The sequence below is a fragment of the uncultured Microbacterium sp. genome, assembly GCF_913776565.1.
Taxonomy (GTDB): Bacteria; Actinomycetota; Actinomycetes; order Actinomycetales; family Microbacteriaceae; genus Microbacterium.
In genome coordinates, this window is the sequence record NZ_CAJYPF010000095.1 from 1 (window position 1) to 25,314 (window position 25,314).

Annotated in this window: 20 protein-coding genes and 1 pseudogene; 10 read left to right on the plus strand and 11 right to left on the minus strand. The window is 70.3% G+C overall.

The window, feature by feature from the left end; genetic code table 11:
• The coding region (gene sepH / locus QZ433_RS05150; protein ID WP_295780431.1) for a septation protein SepH at positions 1-911 on the plus strand (911 nt) is incomplete at its 5' end.
• A gap of 57 nt (positions 912-968) precedes the next feature.
• Here the strand turns inward: sepH and QZ433_RS05155 are convergent.
• Entirely contained in the window at positions 969-2,096 is a 1,128-nt protein-coding gene (locus QZ433_RS05155) for a nucleotide pyrophosphatase/phosphodiesterase family protein (RefSeq protein WP_295780433.1), read from the minus strand.
• A 72-nt stretch (positions 2,097-2,168) separates the two neighbouring features.
• On the opposite strand from QZ433_RS05155, the gene QZ433_RS05160 reads away from it, so the two are divergent.
• Positions 2,169-4,625: a DNA topoisomerase IV subunit A gene (locus tag QZ433_RS05160; RefSeq protein ID WP_295780435.1), complete on the plus strand. Its 2,457-nt coding sequence runs from the start codon at positions 2,169-2,171 to the stop codon at positions 4,623-4,625.
• A gap of 94 nt (positions 4,626-4,719) precedes the next feature.
• Here the strand turns inward: QZ433_RS05160 and QZ433_RS05165 are convergent, their stop codons facing one another.
• On the minus strand, positions 4,720-6,792 hold the full coding sequence (locus QZ433_RS05165; protein WP_295780462.1) for a DNA topoisomerase IV subunit B: 2,073 nt from the start codon (positions 6,790-6,792) through the stop codon (positions 4,720-4,722).
• Positions 6,793-6,955: 163 nt separating this feature from the next.
• On the opposite strand from QZ433_RS05165, the gene QZ433_RS05170 reads away from it, so the two are divergent.
• Entirely contained in the window at positions 6,956-7,174 is a 219-nt protein-coding gene (locus QZ433_RS05170) for a hypothetical protein (RefSeq protein WP_076675603.1), read from the plus strand.
• A 63-nt stretch (positions 7,175-7,237) separates the two neighbouring features.
• Here QZ433_RS05170 and QZ433_RS05175 read toward each other — a convergent pair whose 3' ends face one another.
• Together QZ433_RS05175 and QZ433_RS05180 are read right to left on the minus strand one after the other, a co-directional pair.
• A complete protein-coding gene (locus QZ433_RS05175; protein ID WP_295780436.1) occupies positions 7,238-8,281 on the minus strand; it encodes an alanine racemase in 1,044 nt (347 codons plus the stop codon).
• On the minus strand, positions 8,278-8,919 hold the full coding sequence (locus tag QZ433_RS05180) for an alanine racemase C-terminal domain-containing protein (protein ID WP_295780437.1): 642 nt from the start codon (positions 8,917-8,919) through the stop codon (positions 8,278-8,280). Before QZ433_RS05180 ends, QZ433_RS05175 begins: the two co-directional genes overlap by 4 nt.
• Before the next feature lie 45 nt (positions 8,920-8,964).
• Here QZ433_RS05180 and QZ433_RS05185 point away from each other — a divergent pair, with 45 nt between their 5' ends.
• A complete protein-coding gene (locus QZ433_RS05185; RefSeq protein ID WP_295780439.1) occupies positions 8,965-9,987 on the plus strand; it encodes a sugar-transfer associated ATP-grasp domain-containing protein in 1,023 nt (340 codons plus the stop codon).
• A gap of 58 nt (positions 9,988-10,045) precedes the next feature.
• Here the strand turns inward: QZ433_RS05185 and QZ433_RS05190 are convergent, their stop codons facing one another.
• The 3 genes from QZ433_RS05190 to QZ433_RS05200 all read right to left on the minus strand — a co-directional run bounded on the left by QZ433_RS05190 (position 10,046) and on the right by QZ433_RS05200 (position 13,263).
• Positions 10,046-10,744 carry a coenzyme F420-0:L-glutamate ligase gene (locus QZ433_RS05190; RefSeq protein WP_295780440.1) on the minus strand — a complete coding sequence of 233 codons (699 nt, stop codon included), beginning with the start codon at positions 10,742-10,744 and terminating at the stop codon, positions 10,046-10,048.
• On the minus strand, positions 10,741-12,069 hold the full coding sequence (locus QZ433_RS05195; protein WP_295780442.1) for an RNA polymerase sigma factor: 1,329 nt from the start codon (positions 12,067-12,069) through the stop codon (positions 10,741-10,743). The genes QZ433_RS05190 and QZ433_RS05195 overlap by 4 nt, the downstream gene beginning before the upstream one ends.
• A 267-nt stretch (positions 12,070-12,336) precedes the next feature.
• Entirely contained in the window at positions 12,337-13,263 is a 927-nt protein-coding gene (locus tag QZ433_RS05200) for a PAC2 family protein (protein WP_295780443.1), read from the minus strand.
• Between the two features lie 84 nt (positions 13,264-13,347).
• Between QZ433_RS05200 and QZ433_RS05205 the strand changes: the two genes are divergently transcribed.
• The 3 genes from QZ433_RS05205 to sucB are packed head-to-tail and all read left to right on the plus strand — an operon-like array spanning position 13,348 to position 17,981.
• The gene (locus tag QZ433_RS05205) at positions 13,348-14,814 is read left to right on the plus strand and encodes a leucyl aminopeptidase (RefSeq protein WP_295780446.1); all 1,467 of its coding nucleotides are present in this window, start codon (positions 13,348-13,350) and stop codon (positions 14,812-14,814) included.
• On the plus strand, positions 14,811-16,184 hold the full coding sequence (lpdA, locus tag QZ433_RS05210; protein WP_295780448.1) for a dihydrolipoyl dehydrogenase: 1,374 nt from the start codon (positions 14,811-14,813) through the stop codon (positions 16,182-16,184). Before QZ433_RS05205 ends, lpdA begins: the two co-directional genes overlap by 4 nt.
• Before the next feature lie 54 nt (positions 16,185-16,238).
• Positions 16,239-17,981 carry a 2-oxoglutarate dehydrogenase, E2 component, dihydrolipoamide succinyltransferase gene (gene sucB / locus QZ433_RS05215; protein ID WP_295780450.1) on the plus strand — a complete coding sequence of 581 codons (1,743 nt, stop codon included), beginning with the start codon at positions 16,239-16,241 and terminating at the stop codon, positions 17,979-17,981.
• A gap of 17 nt (positions 17,982-17,998) precedes the next feature.
• Here the strand turns inward: sucB and QZ433_RS05220 are convergent, their stop codons facing one another.
• The gene (locus QZ433_RS05220; RefSeq protein ID WP_295780451.1) at positions 17,999-19,027 is read right to left on the minus strand and encodes a hypothetical protein; all 1,029 of its coding nucleotides are present in this window, start codon (positions 19,025-19,027) and stop codon (positions 17,999-18,001) included.
• Positions 19,028-19,144: 117 nt separating this feature from the next.
• Here QZ433_RS05220 and QZ433_RS05225 point away from each other — a divergent pair, with 117 nt between their 5' ends.
• Positions 19,145-19,855 carry a DUF4191 domain-containing protein gene (locus QZ433_RS05225; RefSeq protein WP_295780453.1) on the plus strand — a complete coding sequence of 237 codons (711 nt, stop codon included), beginning with the start codon at positions 19,145-19,147 and terminating at the stop codon, positions 19,853-19,855.
• A gap of 50 nt (positions 19,856-19,905) precedes the next feature.
• On the opposite strand, the gene QZ433_RS05230 is transcribed toward QZ433_RS05225, so the two are convergent.
• Entirely contained in the window at positions 19,906-20,334 is a 429-nt protein-coding gene (locus tag QZ433_RS05230; RefSeq protein WP_295780455.1) for an RDD family protein, read from the minus strand.
• Positions 20,335-20,467: 133 nt separating this feature from the next.
• Between QZ433_RS05230 and glnA the strand changes: the two genes are divergently transcribed.
• On the plus strand, positions 20,468-21,892 hold the full coding sequence (gene glnA, locus QZ433_RS05235; protein WP_295780456.1) for a type I glutamate--ammonia ligase: 1,425 nt from the start codon (positions 20,468-20,470) through the stop codon (positions 21,890-21,892).
• A 186-nt stretch (positions 21,893-22,078) separates the two neighbouring features.
• Here glnA and QZ433_RS05240 read toward each other — a convergent pair whose 3' ends face one another.
• Positions 22,079-22,921, minus strand: coding sequence for a GNAT family N-acetyltransferase (locus tag QZ433_RS05240; protein WP_295780458.1), 843 nt, complete (start codon positions 22,919-22,921; stop codon positions 22,079-22,081).
• A 116-nt stretch (positions 22,922-23,037) separates the two neighbouring features.
• Here QZ433_RS05240 and QZ433_RS05245 point away from each other — a divergent pair, with 116 nt between their 5' ends.
• A complete protein-coding gene (locus QZ433_RS05245) occupies positions 23,038-24,732 on the plus strand; it encodes a long-chain-fatty-acid--CoA ligase (RefSeq protein ID WP_295780460.1) in 1,695 nt (564 codons plus the stop codon).
• 45 nt (positions 24,733-24,777) lie between these two features.
• Here QZ433_RS05245 and QZ433_RS05250 read toward each other — a convergent pair.
• Positions 24,778-25,314 (minus strand): annotated as a pseudogene (locus QZ433_RS05250) (bifunctional glutamine-synthetase adenylyltransferase/deadenyltransferase); the annotation flags it as partial.

The window sequence follows — 25,314 nt, forward strand, 5'->3', positions numbered from 1 at the left end:
AAGACGACGACCGCGCCCCGCGTCCCAGCCCGCGCGAGATCCAGGCGCACATCCGCGCCGGACTCTCGGCCCGCGAGGTGGCGTCGCTGCTGAACGCGCGCGTCGAAGACGTCCAGCGCTTCGAGCCGCCCGTCCTCGCCGAGCGCGAGCACGTGGTCGGTCAGGCGCTGGCGGTTCCCGTCCTGCTGGGCGGCACCCTCGAGCACGATGCGCCGATCACGTTCGGTGCCGCCGTGCGCGCCAAGCTCGCCGAGGCCGGCGCGTCCGCCGAGCGGTGGACGAGTTGGAAGGAGAGCGCGGGCTGGATGGTCAAGCTCGAGTTCACCGCAAACGGCATCGAGCACGACGCCCGGTGGGGCTTCGAGCCGCGCCGCAGCACGCTGTCGCCCCAGAACGCCGACGCGATCCAACTCTCCCGCCAAGGTTCGCTCCCCGAGGGGCTGATCCCGCGGCTGCGCGCCCTCGACAACGTGCCCAAGGACGACTCTCGCTTCGACAGCGGTGCTTTCGGTCCGCGACGTCTCGACATCGACGACGAACCCGGCGTCGAGGCGACCGGACCCGTCGCCGCGGCCGTGCAGGCGGCGGCGATCAAGCGCGCGCCCGACGCTCCCGTGACGTCGTCCGAGACCGCTGATCTGCTCGAGGCTCTGCGCCGTCGTCGCGGGCAGCGCGAGCCCCTGCCCGGCGTCGAGGCAGAACCCGAGCCGCGCCCGTCGAGCGCCCCGGTCTCGCTGTTCGAACCGGCCCCCGAGCCCGCCCGTCCGGAGCCGACCCGTTCCGAGGAGCGCGCCGATGCGGCGCCTGAGGCCGAGCGCCCGGCATCCGACCCCGCGCGACGCACGAAGGGGCGACCGTCCATGCCCTCGTGGGACGAGATCGTGTTCGGGGCCCGGTCCGACGAGAGCTGAGGCCTTCTCGGCTACCGCCGGGCCGGCGCGACGGGATGCCGTCGGCCTCGGACCCCGTCAGGCGAAGGCGCCCAGGCGCAGCAGCGGAACGGTGCGCTCCTCGTCCGTGAGCGAACCGTGCTGGCCGACCATGCGCTGAGGGCGCTTGTCCGGCTCTCGATCGTCGTAGTAGGCGAAGCGTCCGCGCGCGGCGACCACGACGTCCCCGATACGCGGCAGCACCTCCGGCTCGACGGTGCCGAAGAGCCCCGCGGCGACGGCCTCGTCGCGCGTCAGCACCCAGGCGCGCGCCGCCTCGCTCAGCGCCCAGCGGCGGGCCACGGCATCCGCCCGCCCGTCCGCCGCGTAGACGTGCAGCATGCGGGGCTCGCCGCCGAGCAGGGTGACGTCCTGGAGCAGTGCATCGCCGTCGCGGAGCAGGACGTGCTTATGCGCGGGCACGTCGACCATGCCGTGATCGGCGGTGACGATGACGCCCGTGCGTGGTGAGACGAGTCCGGCGAGGCGGCGGGCGGCGGCATCCACCCGCTCCAGAGCATCGGTCCAGCGGTCGGACTCCCATCCGTCCCGGTGGCCGGCCGTGTCGAGTTCGGGCGCGTACAGGTACGTGATCGATCCGGGGTGGCCCGCGGCGAGGTCGGCGGCGAGGGCCACGCGCTCGTCGAGGTCGTCGGAGGGGTGGAACCGCGCCCCGCGCAGGGTCGCCTCGGTGAAGCCGGTGCCGGTGTACCCGGGCCGGGACACGACGAAGGCGTCGCGCCCGGATGCCGCGTGCGCCGCGAAGAGGGGCGTCCGGCGCTGCCAGGTGCGGGGGTCGAGCCCGTCGGTCTCCCACCCGTGCAACTGATTCGGGGCGGTGTCGGTGCCCGGGATGCGCACGCGGTAGCCGGCGATGCCGTGGGCGCCGGGGTCTGCGCCGGTGAGCAGGCTCGTGAGCGCTGCCGCCGTTGTCGAGGGGAACACCGTGCGCGCGACATCGCGACGCCCGCCGACCGCGCCGAGGAACCGCGCGTGACCGCGACGAGCCGCGAGGTTGTGCGCGCCGAGCCCGTCGACCAGGAAGACGATCGCGCTCTCGGCGGGGGCGAACCAGTCTGCTCCGCCGGTCACCGCGGCGATCGCCTGCGCCATCACGTCGGTGAGGCTCCGAGAGCGCGGCGGATCCGCCGGTAGGCTGAGTGACATCGGAGCAAGTCTTCCACACGGCTCCCGACCCCGTCCGCTCGCGGACGCCCGCCCGACCCGAGGCCGCATCCCATGCCCGATTCCCGTTCCTCCTCCCCCGCGACCGTCGAACGCATCGAAGACGTCGATGTCTCGACCGAGATGCAGGGGTCGTTCCTCGAGTACGCCTACTCGGTCATCTATTCGCGCGCGCTGCCCGACGCCCGCGACGGGCTCAAGCCCGTCCAGCGACGCATCCTCTACCAGATGGCCGAGATGGGTCTGCGCCCCGACCGTGGGCACGTCAAGAGTGCCCGCGTCGTCGGCGAGGTGATGGGAAAGCTCCATCCCCACGGCGACGCCCCCATCTACGACGCGCTCGTCCGCCTCGCCCAGTACTTCTCGCTGCGCGTGCCGTTGATCGACGGTCACGGCAACTTCGGCTCGCTCGACGACGGCCCCGCCGCCCCCCGCTACACCGAGGCGCGTCTCGCCCCGCCCGCGCTCGCCCTCACCGAGAATCTCGACGAGGACGTCGTCGACTTCATCCCCAATTACGACGGGCAGTTCCAGCAGCCCGAGGTGCTGCCGGCGGCGTTTCCGAACCTGCTGGTCAACGGCGCGACGGGCATTGCGGTCGGCATGGCGACCAACATGGCGCCGCACAACCTCATCGAGGTGGTCGCCGCGGCCACGCACCTGCTGCAGAACCCGGACGCCACGGTCGACGAGCTGATGGAATTCGTCCCGGGCCCCGACCTGCCCTCGGGCGGCATCATCGTGGGTCTCGACGGGATCAAGGATGCCTATACCAACGGGCGCGGCACGTTCCGCACCCGCGCGAAGGCGTCGATCGAGTCTCTCGGGCCTCGTCGCACCGGCATCGTCATCACCGAGCTGCCCTACCTCGTCGGTCCCGAACGCGTCATCGAGAAGATCAAGGACGCCGTCCAGGGCAAGAAGCTGACCGGCATCGCCGACGTCACCGACCTGACCGACCGCAACAACGGACTGCGCCTGGTCATCGGCATCAAGACCGGTTTCGACGCCAAGGCCGTCCTCGAACAGCTGTACCGCCTGACACCCCTCGAGGACTCGTTCGGCATCAACAACGTCGCCCTCGTCGACGGTCAGCCGCAGACCCTCGGTCTGCGCGACATGCTGCGGGTCTACGTCGACCACCGTCTGCGCGTGGTGACGCGTCGCAGCGAATACCGCCTGGCCCGCAAGCGCGAGCGCCTGCACCTCGTCGAGGGGCTGCTCATCGCGATCCTCGACATCGACGAGGTCATCCAGGTCATCCGCTCCTCGGACGACGGGGAGCAGGCGCGCACCAAGCTGCAAGAGGTGTTCGACCTCTCGCACCCGCAGGCCGAGTACATCCTCGAGCTGCGATTGCGCCGGCTGACGAAGTTCTCGCGGATCGAACTCGAGGCTGAGCGCGACCAGTTGAACGCCGAGATCGCGCACCTCGTCGAGCTGCTCGGCAGTGAGACGCTCCTGCGCCAGCAGGTGGCTCGGGAACTGGATGCCGCGGCCGAGGCCTACGGCACCCCCCGGCGCACGCTCCTGCTCAACGGCGGCCCGCTGCAGCCGCGTTCTGCCAAGGCTGCGGCCGCCGCCGACCTGCGGATCGCTGACGCCCCGTGCCGCGTGTACCTGTCGGCCACCGGGCGGATGGTGCGCGCCGAGCTGATCGCCGACGCGCCCGGCGGCGGGGTCGTCCCGCCCGCGCGCCGGTCGAAGCACGACGCGATCCTCTCGAGCGTCGACACCACCACGCGCGGTGACATCGGCGCTGTCACCTCGGCCGGGCGGCTCGTCCGCTTCTCGCCCGTCGATCTGCCCTCGGTGCCGGCCAATTCCGTGCAGGTGGCGGCGGGGACGAAGGTCGAGCAGTATCTCGCGCTGGCGAAGGGCGAGAGAGTCGTGGCTGTCGTGCCGCTGGTCGACGCTCCGACGATCGCCCTCGGCACCGAGCAGGGTGTGGTCAAGCGCGTCGCCGCGACCGAGCTGGGCACGAAGGACGAGATCGAGATCATCTCCCTGCGCGACGGCGACCGGGTGGTGGGCGCGGCTCCCGCCGGCGACAACGCCGAGCTCGTGTTCGTCGCGAGCGACGCCCAGCTGCTGCGCTTCGACGCCTCGTCCGTGCGAGCTCAGGGCCGGTCCGCGGGTGGGATGGCCGGCATCCGCCTCTTCGACGGCGCACGGGTGATCGCGTTCGCCGTGGTCGGCGCCTCGGCGTTCGACGCGGTAGTCGTGACCGTCGCCGGTTCGTCGGCCGCCCTCCCGGGCACCGATGCCGGAAGTGCGAAGGTCTCAGCTTTCACCGAGTTCCCGGCCAAGGGCCGGGCCACCGGTGGCGTGCGCGCCCAGCGGCTGCTGCGCGGCGAAGACGGGCTCGTCCTCGCCTGGGTCGGCACGGATCCGCGCGCGGTCGGCCCCGACGGTTCGGTGCGCGCGTTGCCGGATGCCGGCGCCAAACGCGACGCCTCGGGTCAGCCCCTCGACGCCGTCGTCGGCGCGGTCGGCACCGTCGTCCGCTGACCGGTGCCGCCACTCGCGTGAGGTGCCATGATGTGTCGCTCAGGGATGTCCCGAAGCGACCAACCGTGGCGACTCGCGCGTGTGGCGGGGCGGATCAGACGTCGATGCGCTCGCGCGCGAGCCGGTCGCTCGAGTCGATGATGAACTCGCGACGCGGGGCGACATCGCTGCCCATCAGCAGGTCGAACACGGATGCCGCGGCCTCCATGTCCTGAACCCGTACACGACGCAGCATGCGCCCGGCACGGTCCATGGTCGTGGTGGCGAGCTGGTCGGCATCCATCTCACCCAGGCCCTTGTACCGCTGCACGGGCTCCTGCCACCGCTTGTTGGAGCGCTTGAGCTTGGTCAGCAATTGGTGCAGCTCCTGCTCGCTGTAGGTGTAGATGGTCTCGTTCGGCTTGGAGCCGGGGTTCATCACGATCACGCGGTGAAGCGGCGGAACCGCGGCGAAGACGCGGCCCTCCTCGACCAACGGGCGCATGTACCGGAAGAACAGCGTGAGCAGCAGCGTCCGGATGTGCGCGCCGTCGACGTCGGCGTCGCTCATCAGGATGATCTTGCCGTAGCGCGCGGCGTCGAGGTCGAACGAGCGTCCTGAGCCGGCGCCGATCACCTGGATGATGGACGCGCACTCGGCGTTGGACAGCATGTCGCTGATCGACGCCTTCTGCGTGTTGAGGATCTTGCCGCGGATCGGCAGCAGTGCCTGGTACTCGCTGTTGCGCGCGAGCTTGGCGGTGCCGAGTGCGGAGTCGCCCTCGACGATGAACAGCTCGGAGTCGTTGACGTCGTTCGATCGGCAGTCGACGAGCTTGGCGGGCAGCGACGACGATTCGAGCGCGTTCTTTCGCCGCTGCGTCTCCTTGTGGGTGCGTGCCGAGATGCGCGCCTTCATTTCGGAGACAATCTTCTCCAGCAGCTGCGCCGTCTGCGCCTTGTCGTCGCGCTTGGGCGAGGCGAAGCGCGCGGCGATCTCCTTCTGGACGACGGATGCCACGATCTGCCGCACCGCGGGAGTGCCCAGGACCTCTTTGGTCTGCCCCTCGAACTGCGGCTCGGGCAGGCGCACGGTGAGCACGGCCGTGAGCCCCGCGAGCAGGTCGTCCTTCTCGATCTTGTCGTTGCCGACCTTCAGCTTGCGGGCGTTCTGCTCGACCTGCGCGCGCAGGACCTTCATCAGCCCCTGCTCGAACCCTTGCTGGTGGGTGCCGCCCTTGGGCGTGGCGATGATGTTGACGAACGAGCGCGTGGTGGTGTCGTACCCGGTCCCCCAGCGCACCGCGATGTCGACCTCGCAGGAGCGCTCGACCTCGGTCGGGATCATCGACCCGCCCGGCTGCAGCACGGGGACCGTCTCGGTGAACGTTCCCGTGCCGGTCAGTCGCCACGTGTCGGTGACCGCCGCGTCGGGGGCGAGGAAGTCCGCGAACTCCGAGATGCCGCCGTCGAAGCGGTAGCTCGTCTCGATGCGTTCGTCGCCGCGGTCGTCGAGGACGACGATCTCGAGGCCGGGCACCAGGAATGCCGTCTGACGGACGCGCTGCACGAGCTCGTCGTGGCCGAAGGCGGCATCCTTCGTGAAGATCTGCCGGTCCGCCCAGTACCGGATACGCGTGCCGGTCACCCCGCGCGCGGCCTTGCCGATCACCCGAAGCTCGCTGCTGCGCTCGAACGGGGTGAAGGTCGAGTCGGGCCCGTCGCCGGAGAAGATCCCCGGTTCTCCGCGGTGGAACGACATCGCGTAGGTCTTGCCGGCGCGATCGACCTCGACGTCGAGGCGCTCGGAGAGAGCGTTCACGACCGAGGCGCCGACACCGTGCAGACCACCGGATGCCGCGTACGAACCGCCGCCGAACTTGCCGCCCGCGTGCAGCTTGGTGAACACCACCTCGACGCCGGTCAGGCCCGTGCGGGGCTCGACGTCGACGGGGATGCCGCGGGCGCGGTCGCGCACCTCGACGCTGCCGTCGGCGTGGAGGAGGATGTCGATGCGGGAGCCGTGTCCGGCCAGGGCCTCGTCGACGGAGTTGTCGATGATCTCCCACAGGCAGTGCATGAGGCCCCGCGAGTCGGTCGAGCCGATGTACATGCCCGGTCGCTTGCGCACGGCCTCGAGTCCCTCGAGGACCTGGAGATGATGGGCGGAGTACTCGGACGTCACGATCTCCCAGCGTAATCGGGGCCTGCGACATCCCCTGCCAGACACACAGCGCGGTCGGGTCACCGTACGCGCACAGCGAAATGTGATCAAGCCGCGGCATAGGGGAAACATCCGCGTGGTTGTATATGGAGACTCGCCCCACGACCACCTGAGGAGGGCAAACGAGATGACCACCACGACCGCACCCGACGCGTCTGTTCTCGACCACCGCCTGACGGCGGCGGATCGCTGCGACTCCTGCGGCGCTCAGGCCTACATCGCCGCCGAGGTGAACGGCAGTGAGCTGCTGTTCTGCGCTCACCACGGCCGCAAGTACGAAGAGAAGCTCCGCAGCGTCGCCACCTCGTGGCACGACGAGACGGCGCGCCTCAACGCCGCCGACTGAGACCACACGTCCGAACGGGCCTCGCGCCGCTTCGCCGGAAGCGGATCGGGGCCCGTTCCGCGTTTACGCGCGGGTCGAGATATAGACGCGTTCGATCGCGGGAGACACCCGCAGGGCGATCTCCTCGCCGATCGTGTCGACGAGTTCGGCGAGATCGGTGGCGCTGTACAGGGCGTCGTGGCCGAAGACGGCGACCTCGTCTCCCGGAGCGGCGCCGTCCCACGGCGCCACCGTGACGACGGTCGGCTCGATGACCTCCACCCGGCGCGGACCCGACGGCGTCGCGACGTCGAATCGCCCGGCCAGGCTGCTCGGCAGGCCGTCGAGGCTTCCGAGCCGCAGGTGCACGCCGGCGGGGTCGACCGCCGCGACGGTGGCGTACAGCGTCGCGATCGGCTCGATCCCGAGATCCTGCTCCCCCGGTCCTCCGGAGGGACGGATGCCGTACGAGTACGCGCCCACGCGAACGATGTCCTCGCGGAAGTCGCCGCGCGCGAAACCGGCGGCACTGGCGGCCAGGTGCGAGAACCGCGGCACCAGGCCGGCGGCCCGCGCCGCCTCTCGCGCCGCCAGGAACAGCGTCCGGGCATCGTCGTCATCCGCATCCGAGGCTTCCGAGATGTGCGACCAGATGCCCTCGAGCTGAGCGCGGCCCCCGTCGACCAGCGCGCGGGTGCGGGCCAGGGCGTCGTCCCACCGCTCGGGACGGATGCCGTTGCGGTGAAGGCCCGTGTCGATCTTGAGGTGCACGCGGGCCGGGCGCGCGACGGACATTCCCGCCAGGTCGTCGAGCAGGGCGGCGTCGCCGATGCCCAGGTCGAGGTCGGCGTCGATCCCGGCCGAGAGGTCATCGGCCCCGGCGATCAGCCAGACGAAGATGCGGGCGTCGGGGCCCGCGGCGGCGCGGACCGCCGCTCCCGTCGCGACGTCGAAGGCGCCGAACCACTCGACCCCCTCGGTCCGCGCACGCTGAACGACGGGCTCGAGGCCGTGGGCGTAGGCGTCGTCCTTCACGACGAGCATGTGCGCCGCCGGGGCCACGGCCGCGCGGACGCGGTGCAGGTTGCGGGCGAAGGCGTCGAGGTCGACACGATACTGCGCGCTCACGCGACGACCCGCCGATCCGCACGCGCACCGACGATCGCCACGATCTCGGCGGCGCTCAGGCCCGTGGCATCCGTCCACTCCGACAGGGAGGGGTCGCCGGCGGCCGGATCGCCGAAGAACGACACCTCGGCGCCGCGGGCGATCACCGCGTCCTGCACGTCGACCACGCACACGTCCATCGCCACGCGCCCGACGATCGGGTGCCGCCGCCCAGCGATGACGACGCTCGCGGCGTTGCCGAGCGCGCGGACGACGCCCTGCGCGTATCCGCCCGTGACGAGCGCCACCACCGTGTCGGCGGGGGCGCGGTGGGTGTAGCCGTACGAGACCCCCTCCCCGGCGAGCAGCGGCTTGGTGCCGAGAGCGCAGCCGCGCAGCGACAGGACCGGGCGCGCGCCGGTTCCCGGAAGCCCGAACAGGACGGCGGGGTCGAGACGGTCGGCATCCAGCCCCGCCTCGGAGAGAACGGATGCCACCCACCCCGCGCCGTGTCCCCAGGCGTCGGCGGCCCACAGGTCGTCGCGAGCGTGCACGGTGACGGCTCGGGCGACGTTCTGACGCAGTGCCGACGCCGAGACGCGGGCCACGGGAGCGACTCCCCCGGCCGCGTGCGGGCGGGCAGGGAGCGTGGAGGTCACGCCTCTAGACTAACGAAGTCCGCCGTTCCCGACCCCGGAGCCTTCATGCCTACCCAGGGTTTCTCCCCTCTCACACGCCTCCGCTACCTCGCCGGGCGCGCCCGCCGCATCGACGTCGGATCGGTGGTCGAGCGGGCCAAAGAGGCGTCCGCGCAGCACGGCAAAGCGCTTCCCCTGGTCGTCGCCGACATGCTCTTCCAGGCGGGCGTGAAGAACGTCGGCTTCCAGGACTACATCGATTACGACTTCGCGATCCTCACCCCCGCCGAGCGCGCCACCTACATGACCCACCCGGTGTCGAACCAGATCTCGCAGAAGTACGACCACCCCGACTACCGCGGCATCTTCCAGGACAAGGTGGCCTTCGACCGCCGCTTCAGCGCGTTCCTGCGCCGGGAGTGGATGGTGGTGGATGCCGACAACGCCGACGAACTGCGCGCGTTCACCGAGAAGCTCGGCACGATCGTCACCAAGGAGCCCGTCGGCCAGGCCGGCACCGGCGTGCACCGCTACCACGCGGCCGACGTCGAGGACTGGGGCGCGTTCCACCGCGGACTGCTCGAGCGCGGCGAGATCCTCGTCGAAGAGGTCATCCGCCAGCACGACGACCTCGCGGCCGTCTGCCCCGGCACCGTCAACACGACGCGCGTCACCGCGTTCTTCGACGGGAACGAGACGCACATCCTCGCGATGGCGCAGAAGTTCGGCCGCGGTGCGGTGAGCGACCAGATGACCTTCGGCGGCTTCTACACGATGCTCGACGACGACGGCCGCGCCCTCGGCGCCGGCTACGACTCCCACGGGCACGTGCACGAGCTGCACCCCGACTCGGGCGTGCGCATCGCCGACTTCCAGCTGCCCCTGATCGACGAGGTCAAGGCGTTCGTCGACCAGGTCGCCCGCGTCGTGCCGCAGGTGCAGTACGTCGGGTGGGACATCGTCGTCGGCCCCGACGGTCCGGTGCTCGTCGAGGGCAATTGGGGCGCGGGCGTGTACGAGAACAAGCCGAGTGTGACCGGCATCCGCACCGGCCACAAACCGCGCTATCAGGCCGCGATCGGGTTCTGATCCCGGATGCCGAGAAGGCCCGCCCCCGAGAGGGAGCGGGCCTTCTGCGTGAGCCGCGTCAGCCGCGGCGGACGATGCCGAGGGGCGTGGACTCGTGTCCCTGTCCCAGCGGGTTGTCCTTGAGGATCGCGACCAGGCGCTTCTCGCCCGCCTTGTCCATCGTCGAACCGAGGATGTTGCCGCCGAGATCGTTGATGTCGACGACCGCGACATCGAGGTCGATACCGAGCAGCGCCTTCAGGCGAACGGCGACCTCGCGGGGCCGCTCCGGGCCCAGGACGACCGCCTGGTTGTACGGCGGGATCGTGCCCTTGGTGGGGCCGTCGATCGCGCGGGCCTTGTCCCCGGCGATGCGGTAGAAGTCGCCCTTGCGTCCCAGTGCCTTGGTGACGGCCGAGACCGCCGCGGCGAAGAGGATGCGAGGAGTGCCGCACTCGCGCAGCGCCATCTCCATCGTCTCGGGCATGCCGAGCCCGATGCCGTAGGGCGTGCGGGTGACGTACTTCGACAGGAACAGCGCGAGCTTGCGGGGCTTGATCGAGTCGAGCTTGTACGAGCGGCCCTGCGTGATCGCGACGATCTTCTCGGTGACGAACAGCAGGTCGCCCGGCTGCACGGCATCCTTCGCGTACTCGAGGATGAAGGCGTCGAGGTCGTCGCCCGGCATGACGACCCGCGTGCGGATCGGGATGCGGGCGTACGAGGTCCCCTCGACGGTACGGGTGAGCGCCTTGCCGGCGTTGGCCTCGCCGCTCATTCGAGGTAGTCCCGGAGCGACTGCGAGCGGCTGGGGTGACGCAGCTTCGCCATGGTCTTCGACTCGATCTGGCGGATGCGCTCGCGCGTGACGCCGAACGTGTCGCCGATCTGGTCGAGGGTCTTGGGCTGACCGTCGCCCAGGCCGAAGCGCATGCGGATCACGCCCGCCTCGCGCTCGCTGAGCGAGTCCAGCAGCGACTCGAGCTGGCGTTGCAGCATGGTGAAGCCCACCGCGTCCGCGGGGACGACGGCCTCGGTGTCCTCGATGAGGTCGCCGAACTCGCTGTCACCGTCTTCGCCGAGGGGCGTGTGCAGCGAGATGGGCTCGCGGCCGTACTTCTGCACCTCGATGACCTTCTCGGGGGTCATGTCGAGTTCACGGCTGAGCTCTTCGGGCGTGGGTTCGCGACCGAGGTCCTGCAGCATCTGACGCTGTACGCGGGCGAGCTTGTTGATGACCTCGACCATGTGCACGGGGATGCGGATCGTGCGGGCCTGATCGGCCATCGCGCGGGTGATGGCCTGACGGATCCACCAGGTCGCGTAGGTCGAGAACTTGAAGCCCTTGGTGTAGTCGAACTTCTCGACCGCACGGATCAGGCCCAGGTTGCCCTCCTGGATGAGGTCGAGGAACTGCATGCCACGACCCGTGTAGCGCTTGGCGAGCGATACGACCAGGCGCAGGTTGGCGCCCAGCAGGTGGCTCTTGGCGCGCTGACCGTCGCGGGCGACCCACTGCAGGTCGAGACCGAGCTGGCTCGTCTTCTCGGCCGCCGACATGTTCGACAGCTTCTCTTCGGCGAACAGGCCCGCCTCGATGCGCATGGCGAGCTCGACCTCTTCGGCCGCGTTCAGCAGCGGAACTTTACCGATCTGCTTGAGGTAATCCTTGACCGGGTCGGCGGTCGCGCCGGTGATCTGCGCCGAATAGACGGGGACGTCGTCCTCATCGCTCGACGAGATGACGATCGCGCCGGTCGGCAGTGCCTCGGCGGGCGCCTTCGGCGTCTCGTCGTCGTCATCGTCGTCGGACTTCTTCGCGTCGGCCTTGGCCGTGTCGTCGGAGTCGTCCGCGTCGTCGCTGTCATCGACGTCGATCTCGACGTCGCCTTCTTCGTCGACCTCGTCTTCGTCCTCGAGGTCGTCGTCCTTCTTCGCCTTGGTCTTCGCCTTGGCGGGCGTCGCCTTGGCCTTGGCAGGGGCCTTCTTGGCGGGGGCCTTCTTGGCGGCCGTCGTCGTCGACGCCGTCACGGTCTCTTCGGTGTTCTCGAGCTCGGTGTCTTTCGCACTCCGGGAGCGAGTCTTGGTTGTCGTGCCTGCCACGTTTCGCCTTTCACCGGGAACGCATGTTGCACGGCCGCCGGTCGTTCTCGGACACTAGTAAGACCCTTGTCAAGTCCGGAGCCGAGGAGCGGGGCTCCTGGACCGGATGACAACGGGTCAGGTTCTTCATTGTCTCACATCCCCCGACCGGGACTTGACGCGGACCGGGGATCTATGCGTAGACAACGCCGAGCGACGCGCGTGCATTCCCGGATGCCGGGGTGAGGGCATCCGCTTCTCTCGGTCGCGTCGGACGGCGAGGTTCGCTCAGCCCAGCTTGCCGCGGCGGTCGTCGTCGCCCGGGCGCGACGCGAGGAAGCGTTCGAGCTCGGCCGCCAACTCGTCCGCGCTGGGCAGATCGCCGGTGTGGATGATCGGCGTGGCCTGCGTCGAACCGGCCATGTAGGCGTCGTAGCGCTCCTCGAGGTTCTCGAGCATGCGGGTGAGCTCGTCGCTGCCCTCGACCTGCTCGGTGACCTTGGCGACGAACTCGCGGTTCTCTTCGCGCAGCACCTCGCCCGAGAACGACAGGCCCGTCGCGACGGTCAGGCTGTCGAGCGCGGCGAGGGCGGCCGCGGGGTACTCGGTGTCGCCCAGATAGTGCGGAACGAGCAGGGCGAAGCCCGCCACCTTGGCACCGGCCTCGGCGAAGCGGTATTCGAGCAGGTGCCCCGCGGTCGAGGGAACCTGGGTGTGCGGACGCCAGACGGAGTGCGCCTCGGCCAGGTCGGCCCGCGTGCCGCTGACCGTCGTGCCGATCGGACGCGTGTGCGGGACGGGCATCGGGATCGCGTGCACCCAGGTGACGGACGACACCTGCAGGCCCGCCGACAGCTCGAGCACCGTCTCGGCGAAGGCCTCCCAGAGGAAGTCGGGCTCGTATCCGGCGAGCAGCAGGAACGGATGCCCCTGCGAGTCGTGCGCGAGCGAGAGCTCCAGGCGCGCGGGCCGGTAGTCGGTGAGGTGGTCCTCGACGAACGTGATCGCCGGTCGACGCGCGCGGTAGTCCAGCAGCACGTCGTTGTCGAAGACGAAGACCGGGTTGGGCTGCAGGTCGTCGCGGAAGTACTCGACGAGCCGCGTCACGGCGCCACCCGCGTCGGTGAACCCGGTGAGCGCGATCACGAGCGGAAGGCCCGACGGCACGGGCGGCGCCGCGGGGGCGCGGTCGTACAGCGGGGCGGAGATCGGCATGGGTCCACTCTACGAGCGGTCCGAACGCGCCGGTCCCGGTGCGTCCCGCTGCTAGCGAACAGGGGCGAACCTAGGATGGATGCCATGCCCTTCCCCTCCGTGGCGTACACCGACGCCCCCGTCCTCGAGTCCGACGCCGACGCGATCCTGCTGATCGTCCCGACACTGACGGAGGGGGCGCCGGACCCCGACGGGTGGGACGGCCTCGGCTCGGCCCTCGCGTCGATCGGCTTCACGGGTGCGTCCGGGTCGTACCAGCGGGTGCACGTCCCCGGTGTCGAGAAGCCGGTCGCCGTGGCGGGTGCGGGCACCGACCCGGGCGAGGCGGCGCTGCGCGATGCCGCCGGCACCGGCCTGCGTCAGCTGACCGGTTTCGCCCACGTCGCCGTCGCCGCGCTCGTCGACTCCGCGTGGCGTCCCCTGGCCGAGGGCGCGGCCCTCGGCGGATACCGCTTCGCCGACTACAAGAAGAAGTCGCCCAAGGCGCGCGCCGCACGGGTGACGGTCTCGACCCCCGCCGCTCCGTCCGAGGCCGACACGGCGGCCGTCGCCGCGATCGCCGGTGCCGTCGCCCTGGTGAAGGACCTCGTGACGACCCCCGCCGAGTGGCTGGGCCCCGCCGATTTCGCCTCCGCCGCGGCGGCAGCCGTCGCCGACCTGCCGGTCGAGGTCGAGATCCTCGACGAGGACGCGCTGCGCGAAGGCGGATACGGCGGCATCCTCGGCGTCGGCCAGGGCTCGGACCGCCCGCCGCGCATGGTGCGCCTCGACTACTCCCCCGCCGGAGCCGAACGTCACGTCGCGCTCGTCGGCAAGGGCATCACCTTCGACACCGGCGGTCTGTCGCTGAAGCCGCCGGCATCCATGGTCGGAATGAAATACGACATGTGCGGCGCCGCGACCGTGCTGGCCGTGCTCAAGGCCGCCGCCGAGATGCAGCTGCCGATCCAGGTGAGCGCCTGGCTGTGCATCGCCGACAACATGCCGTCCGGTCGCGCGACGCGTCCCGGAGACGTGCTGCGCACGCTCGACGGAACGACCGTCGAGGTGCTGAACACCGATGCCGAGGGGCGCCTGGTGCTGGCGGACGGTCTGGCCGCGGCGAGCCGGGAGAAGCCCGACCTGATCGTCGATGTCGCGACCCTCACCGGTGCGATCACGGTCGCGCTGGGCAACCGCCACACGGGCGTCATGGGTGAGGACGACGCGGTCGCGGCGTACCTCGCCGCCGCCGGTCGCACCGCGGAGCTCGCCTGGGCGCTGCCGCTGCCCGACCACATGGTCGACGATCTCGACTCGCCGATCGCCGACCTGCAGAACGCCAAGATCGGCGACCCGGCCGGCGGGTCCCTGTTCGCGGGCCTCTTCTTGCGCCACTTCGTCGGTCGCGTGTCGGAGGACGCCGATGCGCCCCGCATCCCCTGGGTGCATCTCGACATCGCCGGCGTGGGCATGAACAAGTCGGCGCCGTTCGGGTACACCGACAAAGGTGTGACGGGGGCGACGGTGCGATCGCTCGTCGAGCTGCTGGCCACGGACGCCGCGCGATGACCGAGTTCTCGGCCGACGTCGTCGTGCTGGGCGGCGGCAGCGGCGGGTACGCCGCGGCGCTGCGTCTTGCCGAACTGGGCAAGGACGTCGTGCTCGTCGAGAAGGACAAGCTCGGCGGCACGTGCTTGCACCGCGGCTGCATCCCGACCAAGGCCCTGCTGCACGCGGGAGAGGTCGCCGATGCGGCGCGCGCCGCGTCCGACATCGGCGTGGACGTGACGTTCACGGGGATCGACCCCGCCCGCGTCCGCGCGTACCGCGAGGGCATCGTCGCGAAGAAGTTCAAGGGCCTCGAGGGGCTCATCTCGGCTCGCGGCATCCGTGTGGTGCACGGATCCGGGTCGCTGGAGGCGGGGCCGGCCGTCCGCGTCGGAGACGACGTCTACCGCGGCGCAGATGTGATCCTGGCGACGGGCTCGTACAGCCGCAGCCTGCCGGGGCTCGACATCGGCGGTCGTGTTCTCACGAGCGAGCAGGCACTCGACCTCGACGTCGTCCCCGAGCGTGTCGTGGTGCTGGGCGGAGGCGTCATCGGCGTCGAGTTCGCCAGCGTGTGGCGCTCGTTCGGCGTCGACGTCACCATCGTCGAGGCGCTCCCCCACCTTCTGCCGGCCGAGGACGTGGCATCCAGCAAGGCCCTCGAACGCGCCTTCCGCAAGCGCGGCATCGCCTTCCAGCTGGGGCGACGTTTCACCGCGCTGTCGCAGGACGCGGACTCCGTCACCGTGACGCTCGACGACGGCTCCGACATGGTGGCGGACTACGTGCTGGTCGCGGTCGGCCGCGGTCCCTCGACGGCGGGCCTCGGCTACGAAGAGGCGGGTGTGGTGCTCGAGCGCGGTTTCGTCCGCACGGACGACCGCCTGCGCACCGACGCGTCGCACGTCTGGGCCGTCGGTGACATCGTCCCGGGACTGCAGCTGGCGCATCGCGGATTCCAGCAGGGGATCTTCGTCGCCGAGCAGATCGCCGGGTTGTCGCCGGTGCTCGTCCCCGATGCGGACGTGCCCCGGGTGGCGTACTCGCACCCCGAGGTCGCGTCGGTCGGACTCACCGAGGCGCAGGCGCAGGATCGTTACGGATCCGAGGCCGTGACGGCCTACGAGTACAACCTGGCCGGCAACGGCCGCAGCGAGATCATCGGCACGTCGGGCATCGTGAAGATCGTGCGTCGCGTCGACGGGCCCGTCGTGGGCGCGCACCTGGTGGGCGACCGCGTGGGCGAACTGATCTCGGAAGCCCAGCTCGCGGTGGGCTGGGAAGCCCACCCCGAGGACATCGCCCCGTTCGTCCACGCCCACCCCACCCAGAGCGAAGCGCTGGGCGAGGCCTTCCTGGCCCTCGCCGGCAAGCCCCTGCACGCACTCTGACCACAAACCGGTCACTAAGCTAGGTACCGCATCCGGTACGAAGGAGACATATCCATGAGCACTTCCGTCGTCCTCCCCGCTCTCGGCGAGAGCGTCACCGAGGGAACGGTCACCCGCTGGCTCAAGCAGGTCGGTGACACCGTCCAGGAGGACGAGGGTCTGTTGGAGATCTCGACCGACAAGGTCGACACCGAGATCCCCTCCCCCGTCTCGGGAGTCATCGAAGAGATCCTCGTCCAGGAGGAAGAGACCGTCGAGGTCGGCGCAATCCTCGCCAAGATCGGTGACGGCTCGGGCGCCGCGTCGTCCGACGACGCCCCGCAGGCGGCCCCCGCCGAGGAGCCCGCCGCGCCCGCCGAGGAGCAGGCGGCTCCCGCCGAGGCGGCTCCCGCCGAGCAGGCCGCCCCGGCGGCGCAGCCGGCCGCGGCGAGCGACGACTCCACCGAGGTGAAGCTGCCCGAGCTGGGCGAGAGCGTCACCGAGGGCACGGTCACCCGCTGGCTCAAGGCGGTCGGTGACGATGTCGCCGTCGACGAGCCCCTGCTCGAGATCTCGACCGACAAGGTAGACACCGAGATCCCCTCGCCGGTCGCGGGCACGCTGCAGGAGATCCTCGTTCAAGAGGACGAGACGGTCAACGTCGGTGCGGCCCTCGCCCGTATCGGCAGCGGCGCGCCCGCCGCCGCGGAGCCCGAGGCGCCCGCCTCGGAGCCCGAGGTCCCGGCCGCCGAGCCCGAGGCGCCCGAGGCGCCTGCCGCCGAGCAGAAGACCGAGCAGCCGGCTCCGGCCGCGCAGGCTCCGGCTGCCCCGCAGGCCGAAGAGAAGTCCGCCCCGGCTGAGAAGCCCGCCGAGCAGGCCCCGGCCGCGGCGTCGAACGACGACGTCACCTACGTCACCCCGCTCGTGCGTCGCCTCGCGCAGCAGCAGGGCGTCGACCTGAAGTCCGTCACGGGCAGCGGCGTCGGCGGCCGCATCCGCAAGGAAGACGTTCTCAAGGCGGCCGAGGCCGCCAAGGCGGCTCCCGTCGCTGCCGCTCCTGCCGCGTCGGCTCCCGCCGCTCCCGCTCCCGTCGAGGTTTCGCCGCTGCGCGGCACGACCCAGAAGATGTCGCGTCTGCGCAAGGTCATCGCCGAGCGCGCCGTCGCGTCGATGCAGGCGACCGCCCAGCTCACCACGGTCGTCGAGGTCGACGTGACCAAGCTCTCGGCCCTGCGCGACCGGGTGAAGGGCGACTTCCAGCAGAAGACGGGCGACAAGCTGTCCTTCCTGCCGTTCTTCGCCATCGCGGCGGTCGAGGCGCTCCAGGCGTTCCCGATCATCAACTCGACGGTCGAGGGCGACGAGATCGTCTACCCCGCCCACGAGAACGTGTCGATCGCCGTCGACACCGAGCGCGGCCTGCTGACCCCCGTGGTCAAGGACGCCGGTGAGAAGAACATCGCTCAGCTCGCGCGCGAGATCGCCGATCTCGCCGCTCGCACGCGTGACAACAAGCTCAAGCCCGACGAGCTCGCCGGCGGCACGTTCACGCTGACCAACACGGGTTCGCGCGGCGCGCTGTTCGACACGCCCATCGTGTTCCTGCCCCAGTCGGCGATCCTCGGCCTCGGCGCCGTGGTCAAGAAGCCGGGCGTCGTCTCGGTCGACGGCAAGGATGCCATTTCGGTGCGCTCCTACGTCTACCTGGCGCTGTCGTACGACCACCGCATCATCGACGGTGCCGACGCCGCACGCTTCCTCGGCGCGGTCAAGGCTCGTCTCGAGGCGGCACAGTTCGAGGGCGATCTCGGCATCTGACACTCTGGCCGACCAGCTCATGATGGCTGGTCCGCGACCGTTCTGACGGCGCGGACCAGCCATCGGTCATTCCGGCGGACGAGGGTGACGTATTGCGTTGCCTCGTCCGTCCCGACGCGCACGACCACCACTCCCCCGAAATCGTCGAGCAGCTCGATGTCCCCGTGCGCGGCGTCCGCCAGCAGGGGCTCTCGGGGAAACGACGATTCCTCCGCGTGAGCGCCGACGCATGACGGATGCTCCCCGCACGCGGCGATCTCGGTGAACACCTGACGTGCCGCGGCGACGACATCGTCCGAGAGAGGCACCCGATCGTCGGCGGGAACGGGCGACGGCGTCTCGCCCCGTGCCGGCGCGACGACGGGTGCGGGGTCCGACGGGCCGACAGCGGTCGCGGTGGCGGCCGGTGCGGCAGGCGCGTCGGAATCGGGCAGCAGGGTGGCGCCTGCAACGATCACCGCGACGATCCCGGCGATCACTGTCCCGAGCCGGAGGGCGCGCGAGGACCGCCAGTGCTCGAGCAGTTCGCGCCCCGCCACCCGCACGCCAGCGGCCAGATCCGCGTCGACCAGAGCGAGCACGGGCGACGACGCGTCGTCTCGGCGCTCGCCCGCGACCGGATCGTTCGGCGCCTCGACGGGCGACAAGGGAGCGAGCACGAGGGGAACGGGTTCCGCGTGAGCCAGCAGGCGCCGCTCGACGGTCTCCCACTCCCGAGGAGGCCGGGTCAGCACACTCTCGCGGGCACGCGCGAGGATGTCGCGGGTGGGCGGGTCGCCGGCGACCTCGGCCGCCCGGGCGAGCGAGTCCGCGGTCGCCGCGACGGGGTCGGGGCCCGAGGCCTCTTCGACCGCGATCGGGCACCCGTCGGCGCGGAGCCACCAGCGCGCGGCGTCGAAGCGTCCCGTCGCGCGACGGCATCCCCTCAGCAGGCCGACCGCCGCGGTCACGGCCTCACCGGGGGTGAGTGCGCGGGCGCTGCGCGCGCGGCGGTACAGGTAGGAGTCGAGGGGTTCGACGAGAACGGCGGCGGCGGAGAGCGTCATGCCCCGATGATCGCGACCCGAGCCGGGGCGCGACGGGCGGGGATCGGCATCCGTGGATGGTGCTTCCCATCGGGCCGCGGGGGAGGAAGGGTCGGCCGCGAAGATAGAATCGTTCGCATGGCCGCTCGCACCACCACGCCCGAGAAGCGTCCGGGCTTCTTCTCGCAGCTGAAAACCCTGTACACCTTCACGCAGAAGGAGTACATGTGGCTGCCGTTCCTGCTGGCGGGCATCGTGCTCGTGGGCATCGCCCTCGGTGTGCTCATCGGGTTCCTCATCCCGCCGCTGGCGGTGTGGAGCATCATCCTCTGGGGCGTGACGGGTCTGCTCGCCGGAATCCTCGCCGGGATGATCACGATGACGCGTCTGTCGACGACGGCGATGTACAAGAAGATCGACGGCATGCCCGGTGCGACCGGCCACGTCCTCTCGTCGTCGCTCGGCCGCAACTGGCAGGCCTCCGAGGCGCCGATCGGCGTGAACCCGCGCACGCAGGAGGCGCTCTACCGGGCGATCGGTCGCGGAGGCGTCGTGCTGATCGGCGAGGGCAACCGCAGCCGCCTGACGCGCCTCGTCGGCGAAGAGCGATCGCGCGTCCTGCGCGTCGCCGCGGGTGTTCCCGTCACGGTCCTGTACGTCGGCCACGGCGAGGACGAGGTGCCGATCGCCAAGCTCGCGTCGACCATCAAGGCGCTGCCCAAGAAGGTCGACCGCGCCACCATGGCCGCCGTCATCAAGCGCGTGTCGTCGGTGTCGCAGGGCCTGTCGTCGCTGCCGATCCCGAAGGGCGTCGACCCGACCAAGATGCGCGCCCCGCGCCCGCGCTGATTCTTCCGAGAGTGACGAAGGCCCCCGCATCGCGGGGGCCTTCGTCACTCTCAGCTGCGGACCAGGATGGTTCCGACCGCCTTGTCGTGCAGGCCTCGTTGATCGGCGTCGAACACGACGGCGGGGATGATGAGGGCGAGCAGCACCGTGCGGACGATCGGCCGCCACAGACCGACCCATCCCCCGGATGCCAGCTCCAGGCGCATCCCCATGATGCGGTGCCCCGGGCTGCCGCCGATGAGCGGGATGAAAAGGATCTGCACGGCGAAGAAGATGACGTTCGCCGCGACGGGGTTCGCGAAGGGAACGCCGGTGACGGGATCGGGCGTCGAGAAGAACGCGAAGCCGACCAGGCCGGCGCTCGCGACATCGATCAGCAGGGCGGCGATCCGACGCCCCGGACGCGCGATGGAGCCGCGACCCTCGCGGGGAAGGCCGAGCCGCTGGCCCGGGTATTCGTTCTCGGCGGTCGCGCTCACGGCATCCAGCGTAATCCGGGCTGCGTAACATCCCGGAAACATCCGAGATATGACGGGGACACCCGTTCTGAGTAGGGTCGAGGAGGCTGGCCGAGGCCGGCACGATCCCGAATGTTCTACCTCTGGAGTCTTCATGTTCAAAGATTCGTCCGAGGTGCTGAAGTTCATCCAGGACGAGGACGTCAAGTTCCTCGACATCCGTTTCACGGATCTTCCTGGTGTGCAGCAGCACTTCAACATCCCCGCCTCGACCGTCGACGAAGAGTTCTTCACCGTCGGCCAGCTCTTCGATGGCTCGTCGATCCGTGGGTTCGCGAACATCCACGAGTCGGACATGCAGCTCATCCCCGACGTGACCACCGCGTATGTCGACCAGTTCCGCGAGGCCAAGACCCTCGTGATGATCTTCGACATCTACAACCCGCGCAACGGTGAGATCTACTCGAAGGACCCGCGTCAGGTCGCCAAGAAGGCCGAGAAGTACCTCGCCTCCACCGGCATCGCCGACACCGCGTTCTTCGCCCCCGAGGCCGAGTTCTACATCTTCGACGACGTCCGCTACGAGGTGAAGCAGAACTCGAGCTTCTACTCGGTCGACTCCGAAGAGGGCGCCTGGAACACGGGCCGTGCCGAAGAGGGCGGCAACCTCGCCAACAAGACCCCCTACAAGGGTGGCTACTTCCCCGTCTCGCCCGTCGACAAGACCGCCGACCTGCGCGACGACATCACCCTCAAGCTGATCGAGGCGGGCTTCGTCCTGGAGCGCTCGCACCACGAGGTCGGCACGGGTGGCCAGCAGGAGATCAACTACCGCTTCGACACGATGGTCCACGCGGCGGACGACATCCTGAAGTTCAAGTACATCGTCAAGAACACCTGCGAAGAGTGGGGCAAGGTCGCCACCTTCATGCCGAAGCCCCTCTTCGGCGACAACGGTTCGGGCATGCACACCCACCAGTCGCTGTGGAACGACGGCAAGCCGCTGTTCTACGACGAGACCGGCTACGGCGGGCTCTCGGACATCGCGCGCTGGTACATCGGCGGTCTGCTGGCCCACGCCCCCGCCGTCCTCGCCTTCACCAACCCGACCCTCAACAGCTACCACCGTCTGGTGAAGGGCTTCGAGGCGCCGGTCAACCTGGTGTACTCGGCCGGTAACCGCTCCGCGGCGATCCGCATCCCGATCACGGGCAGCAACCCCAAGGCCAAGCGCATCGAGTTCCGCGCGCCCGACGCCTCGGGCAACCCGTACCTCGCGTTCGCCGCACAGCTCATGGCGGGCCTCGACGGCATCAAGAACCGCATCGAGCCGCACGAGCCCGTCGACAAGGACCTCTACGAGCTCCCCGCCGAAGAGGCCAAGAACATCCCGCAGGTTCCCAACTCGCTGCTCGACTCGCTCGAGGCCCTGCGCGCCGACCACGAGTTCCTGCTCGCCGGTGGCGTCTTCACGCAGGAGCTCATCGACACCTGGATCGAGTACAAGATCGAGAACGAGATCCAGCCGATCGCCCAGCGCCCGCACCCCTTCGAGTACGAGCTGTACTTCGGGGTCTGATCGCCCGATCATCACGACGAAGCCCGTCCCCGCCGTTTCGCGGGGGCGGGCTTCGTCGTTCGCCCGGAACGACGGATGCCGGCCCCGCCGGATCACCCCGCCGCGCGCGCCGCCCGTTTCTGCTCCGGGGAGACCCTGACCGCCTCGTACGGTTCGGCCGATCGAGCCACGTTCAGCCGGCGGCGGTCAGAGCCCCGGGATCTCGACGAGGCGGAACCAGCGGCCCGAGGGCTCGAGGCGAGCGAGCGCAGGGAGGAAGTGGGGATCGCTGACGTGCCCGTCGAAGTCGACGGTCGACAGTCCCCGCCGGGCGAGAACGTCCATCGCGCGTCGGATGCATCCCTCGACCAGACGCTCGCCCTCGGGCACGTCGCGCGCCGTCGTCTCGGACACGATGAGCGGCGGCTCGCTGTCGAGGTAGGTCAGGGCCAAGGCGAGCAGACCGCCGCGATCGTCGACCGCGACCGCGGAGGCATCGACGTCGACCTCGTCCCACAGGTCTTCGTTCAACGCGTCGGCGAAGTCCACCCGCGTCGGGCTCCACGTCTCGTGCGTCCAACGGTAGAGCGCCGCGTACGCCGCCTCGACGCGCTCGCGAGGCACTCCGGAGAGGGGCTGCACGCGAACGTGCGACCGGAGGGCCGTTCGTCGGGCGAGGTCCACCCGTGCGGGCGGCACGATCTGCATCGTCGTCGCTCCCAGTGCGTCCGCGAACCGCAGACCCGGATCGTCGACGTACCCGCGCGCCATCATCGGGATGTCGCGCACGCGCAGCGACGAGAGGTGTCGCGCGAGAGCGCGCCCGATCCCGCGGCGACGATGATCGGGGTGGACGACGATCTCGAGCCACGCATGCGTATCGTGAACGCGGGATGTCCACATCGCGCCGGCGGCGACCACCTCGCCCGCGTGTTCCATGACGGCCGACCGCGTCTCTTCGCCGCGCCACCGGTCGGCCGCGAGCGTACGGTCCGCCCACCAATCCGGGGCCGCGGCCAGATCGTCTTCCGTGAGAGCTCTGATGTGCACTCCCCCATCGAACCAGTTCGGTGGCCGCCGCGCGGCGCGCGAGCGTCGGCCTCTTCCCGGCATCCCCCCAGGTCAACCGGCCCCGCGATGTCGGAGGCGCACGGGAGGATGGAGTCATGCCGGAATCGCCATACGCCTCGCGCCCCTGGTCGTCGTCGTACGCCGACGGCGTGCCGCTCGAGATCGAGACGCCCTCGCAGACGCTTCCCCAGATGCTGGCGGCGAGCGTGGCGACGTACGGCAAGAAGACGGCCCTCGAGTTCTTCGGGGCGGTCATGACGTATCGCGAGCTCGGCGAGCAGGTGTCGCGCGCCGCCGAGGGACTGCGTCGCCTGGGGGTCCGGGCGGGCGATCGGGTGGCCCTGGTGCTGCCGAACTCGCCCCAGCACGTCGTCGCGTTCTACGCCGCGCTGCGCCTCGGTGCGATCGTCATCGAGCACAACCCGCTGTACACGCCGCGGGAGCTGCGTCACCAGTTCGAAGACCACGGCGCGGCCTTCGCGATCGTGTGGGACAAGCTGGCCGACACGGTGGCGGACTTCCCGTCCGACCTCGCGCTGCAGCACGTCGTCAGCGTCGACATCACCGAGGCCCTTCCCTTCGCCAAGCGGCTCGCCCTGCGCCTGCCCGTCGCGAAGGCGCGCGAGGCGCGTGCGCAGCTCACCGCGACGCCCACGTCGAAGCGCCCGCTGCCGTGGGCGAGGCTGCTGACCCGCGGTTCGCTGTCGCGAAAGCATCCGGGACCCGCCTTGGACGACATCGCCCTGCTGCAGTACACCAGCGGCACGACGGGTTCGCCCAAGGGGGCCGTGCTCACGCACGCGAACCTCCGCGCGAACGCGATGCAGGGTCGCGCGTGGGTGCCCGGCCTGCGTGACGGTGAAGAGACCTTTTACGGCGTCCTCCCCCTTTTCCATGCGTACGGGCTCACCCTCTGCCTCACCTTCGCGATGAGCATCGGCGCCCGGCTCGTGCTGTTCCCCAAGTACGATCTCGAGCTGGTCGCCGCCGCCACCAAGAAGAGCCCCCCGACGTTCCTGCCCGCGGTGCCGCCGATCTACGACCAGCTCGCTCGGGCCGCGGCGCGCGGAACGCTCGACCTGACGAGCGTGCGCTTCGCCATCTCCGGCGCGATGAGCCTGCCCGTCGCCACCGTCGACCGGTGGGAGGCGGCGACCGGGGGCCTGCTCGTCGAGGGATACGGGATGACCGAGTCCTCCCCCGTCGCGCTCGGCAACCCCATCGGACCGTCGCGTCGTCCCGGCACCGTCGGCGTTCCGTTCCCGAGCACCGACATCCGGGTCGTCGATCCCGAGAATCCCTCGCACGACCTGCCCCTCGGCGCGACCGGCGAACTGCTGCTGCGCGGACCGCAGGTGTTCCAGGGGTACTGGAACCGCCCCGCCGACACCGCCGAGACCCTCATCGACGACGGGTGGCTGCGCACCGGCGACATCGCCTCGGTCTCGCCCGACGGGTTCGTCACGATCACCGACCGGTTGAAAGAGATCATCATCACCGGGGGCTTCAACGTCTCGCCGAGCGAGGTCGAGGACGTCCTCGTCTCGCACCCCGACATCGTCGGTGCCGCCGTCGTGGCCCTGCCCAAGCCGCGCGGGGGCGAGGACGTCGCCGCCGCGATCGTGCTGCGCGAGGGGACGTCGATCGAGCCCGAGGCCGTCCGCGAATTCTGCAAGACCCGCCTCGCGGCCTACAAGGTCCCGCGCCGGGTCATCGTGGTCGACGAGCTCCCGCGTTCGCTGATCGGCAAGGTCCTGCGTCGCGAGGTGCGCGAGCGTCTGATGTCGTGAACCGGTGACGAGGAGGGATGCCGGGGGTCTCGGCATCCCTCCTCATCACCCGTAGAAGAGCTTGTCGAAGACCCGGCGCGAGCGTCGGGTGGCGCCCAGGTAGTCCTCTTCGACCTGCGTCGCCGAGCGCGGCGGATACTCCAGGATGCGGCCGATGCCGTCGAGCCGCCCGCGGTCGACGGGGAGCACGTCGCTCGTCTGCCCCGACAGCAGCGTGTTCGCTGAACGCAGGCGACTCGCCAGGTGCCAGGCGGCGGCGAGCTTGTCGGCCGCGTCGCGCTCGATCAGTCCGGCGTCGGCCGCGGCGTCCAGCGCCCCGAGCGTCGACGTCGTGCGCATCGCCGGCACCTGACGCGCGTGCTGCAACTGCAGCAGCTGCACCAGCCACTCGACGTCGCTGAGCGAGCCGGGGCCGAGCTTGAGGTGCCGGGCGGGATCGGCCCCCTGCGGCAGTCGCTCGTTCTCGACGCGCGCTTTGATGCGGCGGATCTCGCGCAGGCCGTTCTGGTCGGCCGAGACGGGATAGCGCACCTCGTCGGCGAGCTCCATGAACGCGCGGATGAGCTTGATGCTCCCCGCCAC